Here is a 14,834-nt window from a genome sequence, read left to right as displayed (position 1 = left end):
TACGCCTACGGACGGTTGAGATAGGCGAGTTGGGGATGGACCTTGATGTAGCCGTCGACGAGGCGTCCGGCCACGGTCACCGAGTCGACCAGCGGATGCAGTGCGAAGGCCTTCACGGCGGTGGCGCGGGAACCGCTCGCCGCCGCGTCCAGCACCGCGCGCTCCACCGCCTTGACCGCGGTGACCAGCCCGACGGCGTGGTACGGGAGCGGATCGACGGCGACGGGATGGGCACCGTTGGCGTCGACCAGGCACGGCACCTCGATGACGGCGTCCGCGTCGAGCACCGGAAGCGTGGTGCGGTTGCGGACGTTGAGGATGAGCGAGGTCCGTTCGTTGCGGGCGACGGCCCGCATCAGGGCGAGCGCGACCTGCTCGTAGCCGCCGGACTCCAGATCGCTCTCGTCCCGCTCGCCGACCCCGGCGACCTCCCGGTTCTCCGACATGTAGGTGGCCTCGCGCTCGGCGCGGGTGCGGTCCCAGGCGGACAGGGCGGGTGTGGCGGGGTCCTTCATCCGGGCGTAGAAGCCCTCCTGCTGCTCCCGGAGGAAGGCGCCGCGGGTCTGCTCGGCGTCCTGGTAGGCCCGGACCGCTTCCCGGTTGAAGTAGTAGTAGTGCAGGTATTCGTTGGGGACGGCGCCCAGCGACCGCAGCCAGTCGGTGCCGAAGAGCCTGCCCTCCTCGAAGGAGCCGAGGAGTTCCGGGTCGGCGAGCAGCCTCGGGAGTTCGTCGCGGCCGTCGACGTACAGTCCGCGGACCCAGCCCAGATGGTTGAGCCCGATGTAGTCGATCCGGGCCCGGTCGGGGTCGGCGCCGAGCACCCGGGCGATGCGGCGGCCGAGGCCCACCGGGGAGTCGCAGATGCCGATGACCCGGTCGCCCAGGTAGTGGGACATGGCCTCGGTGACCAGGCCCGCCGGGTTGGTGAAGTTGATGACCCAGGCCTCGGGGGCGAGCCGCGCGATGCGCTGTGCGAGGTCCACGGCGACGGGCACGGTGCGCAGTCCGTACGCGATGCCGCCCGCGCCGACCGTCTCCTGGCCGAGTACGCCCTCGTCGAGGGCGACCCGCTCGTCGGCCGCCCGGCCTTCGAGGCCGCCGACGCGGATCGCCGAGAAGACGAAGTCGGCGCCGCGCAGCGCCTCGTCGAGGTCGGTGGTGGCGGTGACGGCGGGCGCGTCCGGGACGCCGGCGGCCTGCTCGCCGAGCACCCGGGCAACGGCGGTGAGCCGGTCGGCGTCGGTGTCGTAGAGGATGACCGCGTCTACGCGGCCTTCGGCGTGGTCGGCGAGCAGCGCCCCGTACACGAGTGGTACCCGGAATCCGCCGCCGCCCAGAATTGTCAGCTTCACGCTTCCGCATGGTACGGGGGCGGGCCCGGTCCGGGGCCCCTGCGGCGCCCGGCCCGGTGGCCGGGGACCCGAAGGTCCTCGGCCACCGGGCCGGAAGCCGGTGCCGCACTCGATCCCGTGGGGCAGGTCGGGTCAGTCGCCGCTCCACCACCGGGAGACGGCGCGCCACAGCCGCACCGGTGCGGATTCGCCGCGCTGCTGGGGGATCCCGCCGACGGCGGACGGGGCAAAGGCGGCACTCCCGGATTCGTCGACGGCGGTGGCCGTGGACGTCGTACTGATCGGGGCGGTGGCCGTGGCCCGGCCGGGTGTGGGCGCGGTGTGCCGGACGGTCGACTGCACCTCCCAGTCCTGGCGCGGCGTATTGGGCCTGCCCATGGAAGGCGGTTCCTTGTCGTCCTGCGGCGGGCGGGAGGCGAAGTCGGCCGGCAGCTCCACCAGGTGCCGGCCCATGATGTTCCCGACCCAGCTCAGCTCGGTCTCCTCGACGGCGAGTTCGAGATCGGGCAGTCGCATCAGCAGGGCGTCGACGCCGACGTCCGCGATGGCCCGCCCGATGTCCTGCCCGGGGCATTCGTGGGGGCCGCCGCTGAACGCGAGGTGGGCTCGGTTGCCCGCCATGTCGGAGCCCAGATCGGGCCGGACCACCGGGTCGGTGTTGCCCGGCGCGATGCCGACGATCAACGCGTCGCCGGCCTTGATCTGCTTGCCGCCGAGTTCGGTGTCGCCGACCGCCCAGCGGCCGAAGACCGCGGTGAACGGCGGCTCGTCCCACAGCGTCTGCTCGACCGCTTCGGGGACCGTCATGTGACCGCCGCTGAGCCTGGCCCGGAATCGCGGGTCGGTGAGCACCATCCGCAGGACGTTGGCGATCAGGTTGGCGGTCGCCTCGTAGGAGGCGATGAGGGTCAGCCGGAGGTGCTCGCTGACCTCCTGGTCGTTCAGCCCTGCCGGGTGTTCGACGAGCCAGGTGGCGAAGTCCTCCGCGGGTTCGCGCCGACGGCGCTGGACGAGCCGGGTCAGCGCGTCGAGCACATAGGCGTTGCTCGCGACGGCGGTCGCCGTGCCGCGGGTCATGTCGCGGGCGGCCTGGACCATCCGGTCGTTGTACTCCTCGGGCATGCCGAGGATCGCGCACATCACCATCATCGGCAGCCGCTCGGCGAACTGGCTGACCAGGTCGACCCGGCCCTGCTGGCAGAAGTCGTTGACGAGCCGGTTGCTGTAGCGGTTGACGTGGCGGCGGACGCCGCGGGTGTCGATCCGGCCCATGCTGTCGGTGACCGCGCCGCGCAGCCGTTCATGGGTGGCCCCGTCGGCGAACGCGCAGATCGGCTGCCAGGTGAAGATCGGGGCCAGCGGGTGGTCCGGGGCGACGCTGCCGTCCTGCAGGGCCCGCCACCGCCGGGAGTCGCGGGAGAACTGCGAGGGGGTACGGGTCATGTGCAGGTTCTCGCTGTGTCCGAGGACCAGCCAGGCGGGTACGTCCCCGTGCAGCAACACGGGGGCCACGGTGCCGTGTTCGGCTCGCAGCTTGTCGTAGAGCCCGTGGGGGTCCCGTTCGGCCTCCGGGCCGTAGAACCGGCGCAGTCCGCCGGGGCCGACGCCGAGGCCGTGGGCCGGGCATTCGGGGGGCGGAACCGGCCCGGGGGCCGCTCCGGGCTCGTAGTGGAATGGGGTTGTCACGATCGCTCCAGGGATCAGGCCAAGTACCGGACGGATGGGGATGCGCGAGGGGGGTTGGTACTGCGGTCAGGCGAGTGGGAGGGCCAGACTGTGCAGATAGCGCATCAGGGTCATCAGCACGTCGCGGCTGGAGCCGCGCAGTCGGGCGTCGCAGTCGACCATCGGGACCTCGTCGGGGAGGTCCAGGGCGTTCCGCAGCGCGTCGACGGGGTGCTTCGGGGCGCCGGGGAAGGTGTTGACGGCGACGACGAACGGCACGCCGCGCTCCTCCAGTCTCCCGATGACGTCGAAGCTGACTTCGAGGCGCCGGGTGTCGACGAGGACCACCGCGCCGAGGGCGCCTTCGAACAGGCCGTTCCACAGGAACCAGAACCGTTCCTGGCCCGGGGTGCCGAAGAGATAGAGGATCAGCTCCTCACTGATGGAGATCCGGCCGAAGTCCATGGCGACGGTGGTGGCGGTCTTGCTCTCCACCCCGAAGTTGTCGTCCACGCCGACGCCGGCCTGGGTCATGGTCTCTTCGGTGGTCAGCGGCCGGATCTCGCTGACGGAACCGACCATGGTCGTCTTGCCGACCCCGAACCCGCCGACGATCACGACCTTCACCGCGGCTGTCGCCGTGGTGGGAAGGACGTCCTCGCGCCGGGGGCCGGTGATCGTGTCAGAGCTTCTGAAGTCCATGCATCACCGCTTCGAGAAGGGACCTGTCCGGGAGAGTGGCGCGGACGATGGGTGCGCGCGATTCGATGAGCCGGGCAGCGAGGAGTTCGGTGAGGAGCGAGGTCACCACGCTGAAGGGCAGACCGAGGTATGCCGAGATCTCGGCGACGGATAACGGTGCCTGGCAGAGCCGCAGGATCACGGCCTGCTCGGGCTGGACCATCGGCGTCGGCTGTGCCTGCGCGACGATCATCGTGACCAGGTCGAGCTGCGCCCGCTCGCTGCCGTCGGGATCGCCGGTGATCACGTACAGCCGTTCCGGATCGCTCAGAGCCGGATCGGCTTTTCGGCGTTCTCGTCGGGGAGAGTTCATCCGGCCTGCCCGTCGTGGCGCGGCGGGCTCGTCAGGTGGGCACCGATCCTGACGACCATGTCACGCATCCGCGATCCGACGAGCCCCGCGTCGACCGTCTCACCGGCGAGCACCGCGAGGTACGCGCCCGTTCCGGCGGCCATCAGGTAGAAGAAGCCGCCGGTGACCTCGATGACGACGAGCCGCATGAGCCCGTCGCTGTAGGGGATTTCGGAGGCGACGGCGGCGGCCAGGCTCTGCAGTCCGGCACAGGCCGCCGCGAGCCGGTCGGCGACATCGGGGTCGCCGCCGTGCCGGGCGATGCGCAGACCGTCGGCGGAGAGCACCACGATCTGGTGGATGTCCGGTACGTCGTCGGCCAGTTCCTTGAGCATCCAGTCCATGTTTCCCCGCTGCTGGATCACTTCAGGTCTCCCTTGTCCCACGCGTCGTCAGAGTCTTCGTCGGTCTTCGGGTCCTGCGGCACACCGTTGACCGCGTTGGTGAAGGCCTCCAGCCAGAGCCCGGGAGGCTGCTCCTTGCCGCCGCCGTCACCGCCGGGGCCGTGTCCATTGGTGTGGCCGTTGACGTGGCCGTTGTGCCGGCCTGCGGTGGGGTCGGCGGGCTGGGCCGGGAGGTTGTGCGAGCCGAGCGGTGCCCGGCCGCGGCTGCGGCGTTGCGGAAGTCCGCCCGCGGTCCACTCGGTCACCACGGGGACGTCGTCCTCCATGGCGGCGGGGGGCAGGACCGGCCGGGTGGCGGGTGCGACCGGCCCGGTGGCAGGTCGCTGGGCCACGGGGGTACGGGGCTTGCGGCGGGCCGGCACGACGTGCTTCATGGCCTCCTGGTCGATGTCGCTGGTGGGCCTCGACGTGGCGCCGATGCCGTGGGCGATGCCGGGAGCGGGTCCGGTGGTGATCATGGCGCGGGGCACGATGAGCACGGCGCGGACACCGCCGTACGCGGACTGCCGCAGGGAGACCTGGAGGTCGTACATCCGCGAGAGCCGGCCCACGACGGCCATGCCGAGTCGCGGGGACTCGCCGAGGTCGTTCATGTTGGAGCCGGCCTGGGCCCTGGCGAGCATGTTCTCGGCCCGCGAGCGGGCCTCCTCGCTGAGCGAGACGCCGCCGTCCTCGATCTCGATGGCGATGCCGGTCTGTACCTCGACGGCGGTGACGTGCACCCGGGTCTGCGGGGGCGAGTACCGGGTGGCGTTGTCGAGGAGTTCGGCGCAGGCGTGGATGAGCGGCTCGACGGCGGTGCCGATGATGGCGACCTTGGCGATCGAGTGCAGGTCGACGCGGGGGTATTCCAGGATCCGCGACATGGCGCCGCGCAACACGCTGAACAGCGGTACGGGCTTGGGCCACTGGCGGCTGGGCCGGGCACCGCCGAGCACCGCGATGGAGTCGGCGAGACGGCCGATCAGTGCGGTGCCGTGGTCGATGCGGAGCAGGTCGTCGAAGACGTCGGGGTTGCGCCCGTGGTGCTCCTCCATCTCGCGCAGTTCACTCGCCTGGCGGTGGACGATCGCCTGGACGCGCCGGGCGACGTTGACGAAGGCGCGCTGCGCGGAGTCACGCATCGCCTCTTCGTTGTCGATGATGTGCAGCACCGTGTAGACGAGGGTGCGCTGGGCGTCGGGCAGGTCGCGGTACATCTCGTCCGCGTCGACGACGTCGCGGAGCACCTCTTCGGGGGAATTGCCCACGCGCAGCCGGTGGATGGCGGCCGGCAGCAGCTCCTTGCTGATCCGCACGGTCTCGTCGTCGTGGATGGCGATGCGCCGCTCCAGGTCGGCGAAGCGGCGTTCGTACACCACGCGCTGGGTGCGCAGTTCGCGCGCCCTGCGGGCGAGTTGGACGCTCAGGGCGGCGACCACGACCGTGGCGACGGCACCGCACCAGACGACTGGTATCCGCGCGGCCGTGGAGACCAGTGCCGCCGCGGCGGCGGTGGCGCCGCCCATCAGGAGCACGGGCAGGAACACGGCGCGAGCGACGGAGGATTCTCGGTCGCTCGGCGGTGATTCAACACGAACCATCTAAGACCTCTGGCGGTTGATTCGGGAGGTATGCACGCTTGCAGGACAGTCGGGAACAAGCGCTCGAATTCATATCAACTCGACTTCACTGCGCGTGAGCTTAGTCAGATCGAATCAGTGCTTCGGCACATTCACCCAACCCCCTGCGCGAGCGCTCCAGCGGTAATACACTCACGAGTTTTCACACGCACCGCCGTCACGCGCACACAAGGAGTGACAGCCGGGGCGATCCGCCGAGAAGGAGAGTGATTCGTACCGGGGAGCGGGACAACATAGTGTCGAATCAAGGAAGTTCGGGCAGTTCGATCCGGTTGGTCACCTGCTTCCGTCCCCCAACACGGGACAGGCGTACAGGTGATCGAACCGGATCGAAAGGAGCACATTCGAGCGAAGGGGAACCGGCACACCATGGGACCGAACCGGAGCTACACCATCGAATCGCTGGACACCGGACTCCGGTTGATGCAGCTCTTCCTCGCCCACGACACGCTCACCGTCTCCGAGGCCGCCGAGCTGCTCTCCGTGGGCCGGTCCACCGCGCACCGGGTGCTCAGCACGCTGGAAGGACGCGGCTTCGCGATCCGGGACTTCTCCGGCCGGGGCTACTCGGCCGGTCCGGAGCTGGTCCGGCTCGGCCGCCCGGCGGGGTTCGGCCCGGCCGTCCGTGAACGGCTCGCAGCGGTGCTGGAGGACGCGGTGCTGCGCACCGGCGAGACGGTGCAGTGCACGGCGCTGAGCAGTGACCGGATCATCGTCACCGACGGCCGCGAGTCCCCCCGGCCGGTACGGGTGATGCCGGAACCCGGCAGTACGCACCCCGCCCATGCCACGTCCGGCGGGAAGCTGCTGCTCTCCGGGATGACGCCGGAACAGGTCTGCGCCCTCTACCCGCGCGAGGAGCTGCCCTCGGCCACACCGGACACCCTCGCCTCGCGCTCCGCGCTGCTCGCCGAGCTCCAGGAGATCCGCTCCCTCGGATACGCGCTCAGCCGCGGGGAGTCGGTCCGTGGCATGAACACCGTGGCCGTGCCGCTGGCGGGGTCGAGCTGGCGCGACCGGCTCGCCCTGATGGCATCGGTACCCGCCGATCGCGGGGACGACGCGGCGCTCGCCCGCCTGGCCGGAGAACTCCGCTCGTCCGCCGCGCTGCTGGACACGGACTGAGCGGTTCCGGCCCGGCGCACCCACGAGCGCGGGTGCGCCGGAGCGGACCGCCGGAGCGCGCCGTCCCGCTCCGGCGCCCGGCTCCGGCGGTCCGCTGCCGGCGGCGCCTACAGCCGGAGTTCGACGGCGTGCGCTTCCACCAGGGCGGCGATCCGTGCGAGGGCCTCGTCCGCGGGCCGCGACGCCGGCCGGCTTCCGTCGCGCAGGCGCAGGGCCACCTGCCCCTCGGCGGCCTCCCTCGCTCCGATTACCGCCTGGCACGGCACCGAACGGGCCTCCCGGACGCGGGCTCCGAGGGTGCCGCGTTCCGGTCCGGCGATCCCGGCCCGCAGCCCCAGCTCGGCGCACCGCCGGGCGAGCGCCTCGGCGTCGGGGAGCTCGGCGTCGGTGATCGGGATGATCACCAGCTGGGTGGGGGCGAGCCAGGCGGGGAAGGCCCCGCCGTGCACCTCGATCAGCTGGGCGACGGCCCGCTCCACACTGCCGAGGATGCTGCGGTGGATCATGACCGGCCGGTGCTTCGCGCCGTCGGCGCCGATGTAGTGCAGATCGAACCGGTCCGGCTGATGGAAGTCGATCTGGACGGTGGACAGGGTGGACTCCCGCCCGGCGCAGTCGGCCACCTGGACGTCGATCTTGGGGCCGTAGAACGCCGCCTCCCCCTCGGCGGCCTCGTAGGCCACCCCGGAGCTGTCGAGGACCTCGGTCAGCAGGGCGGTGGACTTCCGCCACATCTCTGGATCGTCGACGTACTTCCCGCCCGGTCCGGGGAGGGAGAGCCGGTAGCGGGCCGCGCTGATGCCCAGCGCCCGGTACGCCGCGCCGATCATCTCCAGGGCGGCCCGTGCCTCCTCGGCCACCTGGTCCGGGGTGCAGAAGATGTGCGCGTCGTTCAGCTGGATGGAACGCACCCGGGTCAGTCCGCCGAGCACTCCGGACAGCTCGGAGCGGTACATGCCGCCCAGCTCGGCCATGCGCAGCGGCAGTTCGCGGTAGCTGTGGGAGCGGGAGCGGTAGATGACGGCGTGGTGCGGACACAGGCTCGGCCGCAGCACGACCTGTTCCCCGCCCAGGTCCATCGGCGGGAACATGTCGTCGCTGTAGTGCGACCAGTGCCCGGAGATCTCGTACAGCTCGCGCTTGCCGAGCACCGGCGAGTACACGTGCCGGTAGCCGGCCCGCCGTTCGGCGGTGCGGATGTACTCCTCCAGGGTGTGGCGCACGGCGGCGCCGTCGGGCAGCCAGTAGGGCAGTCCCGCGCCGATCAGCGGGTCGGTGTCGAACAGGCCCAGCTCGCGGCCGAGCTTGCGGTGGTCGTGCATGGCGGTCTCCTCGCGGTCGTCGGCGGGTGACCGCAAGGCGAAGCCCCGGGGCACTCGCCCCGGGGCTTCTCACTGCACAGCTGTCAGCGCACCGGGACACTCTCCGGCGTCGTCGTCATGGCAGCGCGTTTCATGCGGTGGACGTTAGCAGCGGCGTGAGGGAATCCGCGCGGGATTTTTCCGGTGCCGTCACAACCGGCCCCTGATCCGCCCTCTCACCTCTCAGTGCCGGGCGCCGCCGATGCGTCCCTCCAGTTGCACCAGCAGCTCGCTGAGCTGGGCGCTGAGCCGGGTGCGCGACTGCTCGTCGAGACCGGACAGCACCGCACGTTCGTACGCGAGCTGCCGGGGCAGCAGCATGTCCACCAGCCCGCGCCCCTCCTCGGTGAGGCGGATGTGGTTGACCCGGCGGTCGCGGTCGTCGCCGCGGCGGTCGACGAGGCCGCGCTCCTGGAGGACCCGCAGTCGCTTGGTGACGGCGGCGCCGGACGAGAAGGTCTCCCTGGCCAGTTCACCGGGGGTGAGTTCGCGGTCGGTGCGGCGTACGGCGCCGAGCAGGTCGAACTCGGCGCGGGTCAGCCCGGCGGCGCGCAGCGGGGCGTCCTCGGCCTGCTGGAGCAGGGCCGCGCAGCGGTTGATCCGGCCGATGAGTTCCATCGGTCCGGTGTCCAGTTCCGGGTTGACGGCCTGCCACTGCCGTACCACCGAGGCGACGATGTCGTCGGTCACACCGCTCCGTTCTCCGGGGCGCGGGCGATCGGCCCCCGCCGTGTTGCTGTCGCGGCGAGCGTACGGTGTCCGGCCTGCTCGGCCGCGAGGACCCGCTCCTGGGGCAGTGCGCGCTGCCACCATTCGCCCGCGGCCGTGTCGTCCGCCTCGCGCAGTTCGACGAGCGAGCCGGTCAGCCTGCGGCGGGCGGTGTCGAGCGCGGCGGGCGTGGGCTGCGGGGCGGCCAGTGCGTGTACGGCGTGGGCGCGGGCCAGGTCGGTCGCGGCGAGGGCCTTCTCCAGGCGTCCGGCGGCGCGGCGGTTGGTCACCAGCATGGCGGTGAGTATGCCCACCCCGGCGCCGATGACGGTGTCCAGGACCCGGTCGCCGATGAGTTCACCGGCCGGGTGGGTGCCGCCGAATTCCAGCACCAGCAGTGCCATCGGGGTGACGGCGACGGAGCCGAGCCAGTAGTTGCGGGTGATCAGGGCCTCGGCCACGAAACCGAAGAACAGGCAGAAGCCGATGAGGGCCAGCGGTCCGGTGCGGCTGACCGGGAGGATCGCGGCGAAGACGAGGACACCGAGCAGATTGCCGAGGGTGCGCTGGAGGGCCCGGTTCCAGGACAGCGTCACATTGGCCTGGTACAGGGAGGCTGCGGTGACGATCGCCCAGTAGGGGCGGCCGACGCCGGCCGCCTGGGAGACGTATCCGGCCAGGGCGCAGCCCAGGAGAGCGCGGGCGCCGATGGGCAGCAGCGGGGATCCCGGGGCGAGGCCGCGCAGCAGTGCGCGGCGGGCCTCGCGACGGCTTCCGCTCCGCCGGGCGGCCCGTTCGGCGTCGATGCCGAACAGTTCCTCGGTCGTTCCCGGGGTGGGGACGGGGCCGCGGGCGCGGGTCTGCCGGGCCCAGTCGCGCAGCCGCTCCGGGCCGGGGGCGGCCGGGTCGGCGCCGGGGGTTCCCGCGGTGAGGGCGGCTTCGGCGTGCACGACCAGGCGTTCGAGGTCCCGGCGTACGGGTGTGGGGCGTCCGGCGGCGAGCAGGGTCTGCCAGGCCGCGTGCACGGTGGCGGCCGCGGTGTGCCGGGTGCGGTGGCCGGGGTCGGCGAGGTACGTGGCGGCGGCGTCGAGGGCGCGGGCCGTCGCCCGGCGCTCCGGGCCCTCGCGGCGCAGGAGCGCGGGGCCGGCCGTGACCAGCCAGGCGATCGCACCGGCGGCCAGGGTCAGCGCGAGGTGGCCGGGCACCTGGCCGAGGTGCTGGGGGGCGAAGAGCGCGGCGGAGGTGACGAAGGTGAAGATCACCGGTCCGGGCGGGCCGATGCGGGTGGCGTCGCAGAGCGTCTTCTGCGCCGCGGCGAGCAGCGCTCCCACGGCGATGAGAACGGTGGTCGACCCGGTGAGAGAGGCCGCGACCAGGGATATCGCCAGGCCGATGACCATGGACACGACGACTCCGGCGACCGCGCGGGCGCGCCGGGCGTACGGCAGGTTGTGGCCGTACAGCGCGCAGAGCGAACCGGCCATCGTGTACATCACGAGGTCGAGCCGGCCGACGGCGAGCAGCACCAGATCCGGTACGGCGGTGGCGACGACCACGCTCAGCGCCGGTTTGAACCACATGTCCGAGGGCCGGGCGAGACGCAGTGCGGCGGCCAGCGGGAGTCTGCGGACGGCGGGCTGCCGGGACCGGGTAGTTGTATCACTCACCCACATACTTTAGCAGGTATTACACCCGTAAAACATTCCCTCCCGATGGCCGCGCCTCGCGCGAGGTCATAGCGTTCAACTGCGCAGGGTCCGGCAGGTGCGGGCACCCGTACGCGCCCACGCATCCACGGAGGAACCCGAATGAAGCTCACCGAACCGGTGCCCAGCGGACCCTGCTGGATCGAGCTGAGTACCCCCGACATCCCGGCCGCCAAGTCGTTCTACGCGGCCCTGTTCGGCTGGCGCTCGGAGACCGATCCGCGCGAGGAGGCGGGCGGCTACACGATGGCGCACCTCGGTGATGCCCGGGTGGCGGCGCTCAGCCCGGTCTATCAGCCGGGCGGGCCGACCGCCTGGACCGTCTCCTTCGCCACCGAGGACACGGACGGCACCGTCGAGCGGGTGAAATCGGCGGGCGGCTCGCTGCTGGTCGGCCCGATGGACGTGTTCGACCAGGGCAGGTTCGCGGTGGTCGCCGACCCGTCCGGGGCGGTGTTCTCGCTGTGGCAGGGACGCGCCTTCGCCGGTGCCGAGCGGCTGAACGACCCCGGTGCGCTCGGCTGGGTCGAGCTCGTCACCCGCGAGGCCGACCCGGCGCTCGCCTTCTACCCCGCGGTCTTCGGATGGACGGTGAACGCCGCATCGGACCGGTACACGCAGTGGGGCGTGGCCGGTGAGGACTTCGGCGGGATGCTGATCATGGACGACCGGTTCCCGCCGGAGGCACCGTCGAACTGGCTGCCGTACTTCGCCGTGGCGGATGTCGACGCGACGGCCGCCACGGCCCAGGGCGCCGGCGGCGAACTGCTGATGCCGCCGACCGACATCCCGGACGGACCGCGGATCGCGGTCGTACGGGATCCGCAGGGTGCGGTGTTCGGCATCCACCGGATGGGCGAGGAGGGCTGACGGCCCTCACCCCATCGATGGACGGCCGCGGGATCTCGCGGCACCGCCCGGACTTCCGCGCACAGCCGGTGCGCGGAAGCCGCTTCGCACCCACCGGTCCACATCCGCCCGCAGCGGGCGGCGAGTACGGTCCACCTGGAGTTCAGCCGATGTACGAGAGCGATGCCGGTCTGCTCGCCCCCGGGCGGGCCGGCTCCCCCGCCGAGACGGCCACCGGCGACAGCGCCTTCCTGCAGGCGATGCTCGACGCCGAGGCCGCGCTCACCCGCGCCCAGTCCGGCTGCGGACTCGCCCCCGCGGAGGCGGGCCGGGCGGTCACGGCCGCGGCGGCCGCGGCGGGCCGGTTCGACGTACGGGATCTGGCGCTGCGCGCACGCCCGGGCGGCGATCCGGTCGTCCCGCTGGTGACGGACCTCGCCGCCGCGGTGGAACCGGACGTCCGGCCGTATGTGCACCGGGGCGCGACCAGCCAGGACATCCTGGACACCGCCGCCATGCTGGTCGCCGCGCGGACCCTGGCTCCGCTGCTCGACGATCTGGCACGGGCCGCGGAGGCGGTGGCCCTGCTCGCCACCGCGCATCGCAACACCCCGATGGCCGGCCGGACCCTCACCCAGCACGCGGTGCCGACCACCTTCGGGCTCAAGGCGGCGGGGTGGCGGGCACTGATCCTCGACGCGCGGGACCGGCTCTCGGCCGTACGGGAGTCCCTTCCCGCGCAACTCGGCGGCATGGCCGGTACGTTGGCCGCCTTCGAGGCGTACGCACCCACCGAGGACATCGACGCGATCGATCCCGGACTGCCCCTGATCCAGGCGTTCGCGAGCGAACTCGGCCTGGCCGAACCGCTGTTGCCGTGGCACACCCTGCGTACCCCGATCGCGGACCTGGCGGGTGCGCTCGCCTTCACCGCGGGTGCGCTCGGCAAGCTGGCGGCCGATGTGCTCAGCCTTTCCCGGACCGAGATCGGCGAGGTCACCGAGGGTCAGGGCGACTGTTCACCCGCCATGACGCACCGGGCAGATCCGGTGCGCGCCACGCTGATCGCGGCGGCCGCCCGTCGCGCCCCGGGCCTGGCGGCGACGCTGTACGGATCGCTCGCCGCCGAGGACGAGCGGCCGGCCGGGGCGTGGCACGCCGAGTGGGAGCCGCTGCGCGAACTGCTGCGGCTCGTCGGCGGGGCCGCGCGCCGCGCCGCCGAACTCACCGGTTCGCTGCGTGTCGTCCCGTACGCCATGCGGGAGAACCTCCAGCTCACCGACGGCCTGATCGTCTCGGAGCGGCTGGCCGCCGTGTTCGCCGAGCGGATCGGCCGCAAGCGCGCCGAGGAGGTTCTGGCCGGCGCCGCCGACCGGGCCCGCGCGGAGACCACGGACCTGGCCGACGTCCTCGCGGATGTGCTCGACGAGGAGCCCGATCTCGCCGGTCTCGACCTGGGCGAACTGACCGACCCGGCCCACTACACCGGCTGCGCCGGCTCCCTCACCGATCGCGCACTCGACCGCGGCTGACCGGCCGCCGCCGCGCCGGGGCCCGCACGCCTCAGACCAGCCGGCCCGCGCGGGCGATCACCCGGCCCGCGCGTACCACCATGGACGGAATCGGGCGGTCCACGACGGCCTCGGGCAGCGAATCCGCCGCCACCAGGACGAAGTCCGCCGGGTCGCCGGTCTCCAGCCGGGAGGCGGGCAGCCCGAGCAGTGCGGCGCCGCCCTGGGCCACCGCCTCGTAGCAGGCGGCGAGTTCGGCATCGGTGCGGGCGTCCGTGCGGTACGCGAGCAGATGGGCGCGGGCGATCATGTCGCCGTCGCCGAACGGCGTCCAGGCATCGCGCACCCCGTCGGAACCGACGCCGAGCCGCACGCCGCGCGGGGTGAGCCGTGCCGGGTCCAGGACCGGGTCCGCGCCCAGCGCACAGGTGACCAGACAGACACCCGCATCGGCCAACAGCACGGCGAGCGCGTCGAGTTCGGCACCCTCCAGCTCGGCCACGGCGAAGGCGTGCCCGACGGTGACCCGTCCCTGCATCCCGGCGGCGACGGAGCGCCGGGCGATCTCGGTGATCTGGCGGATGCCCGCCGGTCCGCCGTCGTGCAGATGGATGTCGAGCGGTGCGCCCCTGCGGTCGGCCAGCCCGAACACGAAGTCCAGCTGGCCGTCCATGTCGCCGTCGATGCCGATCGGGTCGAGACCGCCGACGACATCGGCGCCCTCGGACAGGGCCCGCTCCATGAGTTCGGCGGTGCCGGGCTCGCTCAACAGGCCGAGCTGCGGGAAGGCGACGACCTGGACGTCGAGGAGGTCCTTGCGGGCATCGGCCGCCGCACGTACCGCGTGCACTCCCGCGAGGCCGTGGACGGGCGCGACGTCCACATGGGCCCGCATCGCGCGGGTGCCACGGGCGACGGCCCGGTCCATCAGCGCCCCGACCCGCTCCGCCACCGGATCCGTGAAGGCGGTCCTGGCCCTTACGTCGCCCTCGATCAGGTCCCGCAGCGTGTCGGCGGGTTCACGGCTCAGCCAGGGCCCGCCCCAGGTCGACTTGTCGGGGTGGATGTGCGCGTCGACGGGCGAGGGCAGCGCGAGGGCCCCCGCGGCGTCCACGGTCACACAGCCGTCGGGCGGCTCCGCCGGGTCGTACGCGGCTATCCGGCCCTCGCGGACCAGCAGGTCACGGGTGCGGCCATCGGCGGAACGGACGGCGGTGAACAGGACATCGGGGCGGGCGGGGGCGGGCGTCGCCATGGGGCTGGGGTCTCCTTCGGTGGTGCGCGACGTCGTGCGCGGGATGGGCGTCGCCATGGGGCTGAGCCCTCCATCGGGGGTGCGCAACGTCGTGCGCGGGATGGGCGTCGCCATGGGGCTGAGCCCTCCATCGGGGGTGCGCAACGTCGTGCGCGGGATGGGCGTCGCCATGGGGCTGAGCCC

At 72.4% G+C, this 14,834-nt stretch carries 14 protein-coding genes; 4 read left to right on the top strand and 10 right to left on the bottom strand.

Translation table 11 applies throughout. The features are described 5' to 3' along the window. Positions 1 to 5: 5 nt before the first annotated feature. The 6 genes from ABZ622_RS21045 to ABZ622_RS21020 all read right to left on the bottom strand — a co-directional run bounded on the left by ABZ622_RS21045 (position 6) and on the right by ABZ622_RS21020 (position 6,097). Positions 6 to 1,352 carry a 6-phospho-beta-glucosidase gene (locus ABZ622_RS21045; RefSeq protein WP_360545243.1) on the bottom strand — a complete coding sequence of 449 codons (1,347 nt, stop codon included), beginning with the start codon at positions 1,350 to 1,352 and terminating at the stop codon, positions 6 to 8. Between the two features lie 132 nt (positions 1,353 to 1,484). Continuing rightward, positions 1,485 to 3,038, bottom strand: coding sequence for a cytochrome P450 (locus tag ABZ622_RS21040; protein ID WP_360545241.1), 1,554 nt, complete (start codon positions 3,036 to 3,038; stop codon positions 1,485 to 1,487). 66 nt (positions 3,039 to 3,104) lie between these two features. Further along, positions 3,105 to 3,719: an ATP/GTP-binding protein gene (locus tag ABZ622_RS21035; RefSeq protein WP_360545239.1), complete on the bottom strand. Its 615-nt coding sequence runs from the start codon at positions 3,717 to 3,719 to the stop codon at positions 3,105 to 3,107. Then, positions 3,700 to 4,071: a DUF742 domain-containing protein gene (locus ABZ622_RS21030; RefSeq protein WP_360545237.1), complete on the bottom strand. Its 372-nt coding sequence runs from the start codon at positions 4,069 to 4,071 to the stop codon at positions 3,700 to 3,702. Before ABZ622_RS21030 ends, ABZ622_RS21035 begins: the two co-directional genes overlap by 20 nt. Further along, complete coding sequence (locus ABZ622_RS21025) at positions 4,068 to 4,475, bottom strand: roadblock/LC7 domain-containing protein (protein WP_093896207.1); 408 nt, start codon at positions 4,473 to 4,475, stop codon at positions 4,068 to 4,070. The genes ABZ622_RS21030 and ABZ622_RS21025 overlap by 4 nt, the downstream gene beginning before the upstream one ends. Further along, positions 4,472 to 6,097: an ATP-binding protein gene (locus tag ABZ622_RS21020; protein WP_360545235.1), complete on the bottom strand. Its 1,626-nt coding sequence runs from the start codon at positions 6,095 to 6,097 to the stop codon at positions 4,472 to 4,474. Before ABZ622_RS21020 ends, ABZ622_RS21025 begins: the two co-directional genes overlap by 4 nt. A gap of 408 nt (positions 6,098 to 6,505) precedes the next feature. Between ABZ622_RS21020 and ABZ622_RS21015 the strand changes: the two genes are divergently transcribed. Further along, the gene (locus ABZ622_RS21015; RefSeq protein ID WP_360545233.1) at positions 6,506 to 7,261 is read left to right on the top strand and encodes an IclR family transcriptional regulator; all 756 of its coding nucleotides are present in this window, start codon (positions 6,506 to 6,508) and stop codon (positions 7,259 to 7,261) included. 107 nt (positions 7,262 to 7,368) lie between these two features. On the opposite strand, the gene thrS is transcribed toward ABZ622_RS21015, so the two are convergent. From thrS to ABZ622_RS21000, 3 genes are all read right to left on the bottom strand, one after another. After that, entirely contained in the window at positions 7,369 to 8,619 is a 1,251-nt protein-coding gene (thrS, locus tag ABZ622_RS21010) for a threonine--tRNA ligase (RefSeq protein ID WP_360545231.1), read from the bottom strand. Positions 8,620 to 8,805: 186 nt separating this feature from the next. Further along, positions 8,806 to 9,312: a MarR family transcriptional regulator gene (locus tag ABZ622_RS21005; RefSeq protein ID WP_360545229.1), complete on the bottom strand. Its 507-nt coding sequence runs from the start codon at positions 9,310 to 9,312 to the stop codon at positions 8,806 to 8,808. Then, on the bottom strand, positions 9,309 to 10,997 hold the full coding sequence (locus ABZ622_RS21000; RefSeq protein WP_360545227.1) for an FUSC family protein: 1,689 nt from the start codon (positions 10,995 to 10,997) through the stop codon (positions 9,309 to 9,311). The genes ABZ622_RS21005 and ABZ622_RS21000 overlap by 4 nt, the downstream gene beginning before the upstream one ends. A gap of 141 nt (positions 10,998 to 11,138) precedes the next feature. On the opposite strand from ABZ622_RS21000, the gene ABZ622_RS20995 reads away from it, so the two are divergent. Then, entirely contained in the window at positions 11,139 to 11,906 is a 768-nt protein-coding gene (locus tag ABZ622_RS20995) for a VOC family protein (RefSeq protein WP_360545225.1), read from the top strand. Positions 11,907 to 12,055: 149 nt separating this feature from the next. Beyond that, a complete protein-coding gene (gene pcaB, locus ABZ622_RS20990; protein WP_360545223.1) occupies positions 12,056 to 13,417 on the top strand; it encodes a 3-carboxy-cis,cis-muconate cycloisomerase in 1,362 nt (453 codons plus the stop codon). A gap of 31 nt (positions 13,418 to 13,448) precedes the next feature. Here the strand turns inward: pcaB and ABZ622_RS20985 are convergent, their stop codons facing one another. After that, a complete protein-coding gene (locus ABZ622_RS20985) occupies positions 13,449 to 14,651 on the bottom strand; it encodes an amidohydrolase (RefSeq protein WP_360545221.1) in 1,203 nt (400 codons plus the stop codon). Here ABZ622_RS20985 and ABZ622_RS20980 point away from each other — a divergent pair. Continuing rightward, positions 14,650 to 14,834: hypothetical protein (locus tag ABZ622_RS20980; RefSeq protein ID WP_360545219.1), on the top strand; the 185-nt coding region annotated here is incomplete at its 3' end. The two genes, ABZ622_RS20985 and ABZ622_RS20980, sit on opposite strands and share 2 nt — an antisense overlap.

It is taken from the genome of Streptomyces sp. NPDC007164 (assembly GCF_040634135.1).
GTDB lineage: Bacteria > Actinomycetota > Actinomycetes > Streptomycetales > Streptomycetaceae > Streptomyces > Streptomyces sanglieri.
The sequence above is the reverse complement of the archived record's forward strand: the minus strand, read 5'-3'. Positions and strand labels throughout refer to the sequence as shown.

What these genes read in the sequence shown, in the direction of transcription:
- ABZ622_RS21035 (WP_360545239.1), bottom strand. Translation starts at nt 3,719, where the DNA reads ATGGACTTCAGAAGCTCTGACACGATCACCGGCCCCCGGCGCGAGGAC.
- ABZ622_RS21030 (WP_360545237.1), bottom strand. Translation starts at nt 4,071, where the DNA reads ATGAACTCTCCCCGACGAGAACGCCGAAAAGCCGATCCGGCTCTGAGC.
- ABZ622_RS21020 (WP_360545235.1), bottom strand. Translation starts at nt 6,097, where the DNA reads ATGGTTCGTGTTGAATCACCGCCGAGCGACCGAGAATCCTCCGTCGCT.
- ABZ622_RS21015 (WP_360545233.1), top strand. Translation starts at nt 6,506, where the DNA reads ATGGGACCGAACCGGAGCTACACCATCGAATCGCTGGACACCGGACTC.
- ABZ622_RS20995 (WP_360545225.1), top strand. Translation starts at nt 11,139, where the DNA reads ATGAAGCTCACCGAACCGGTGCCCAGCGGACCCTGCTGGATCGAGCTG.
- pcaB (WP_360545223.1), top strand. Translation starts at nt 12,056, where the DNA reads ATGTACGAGAGCGATGCCGGTCTGCTCGCCCCCGGGCGGGCCGGCTCC.
- ABZ622_RS20985 (WP_360545221.1), bottom strand. Translation starts at nt 14,651, where the DNA reads ATGGCGACGCCCGCCCCCGCCCGCCCCGATGTCCTGTTCACCGCCGTC.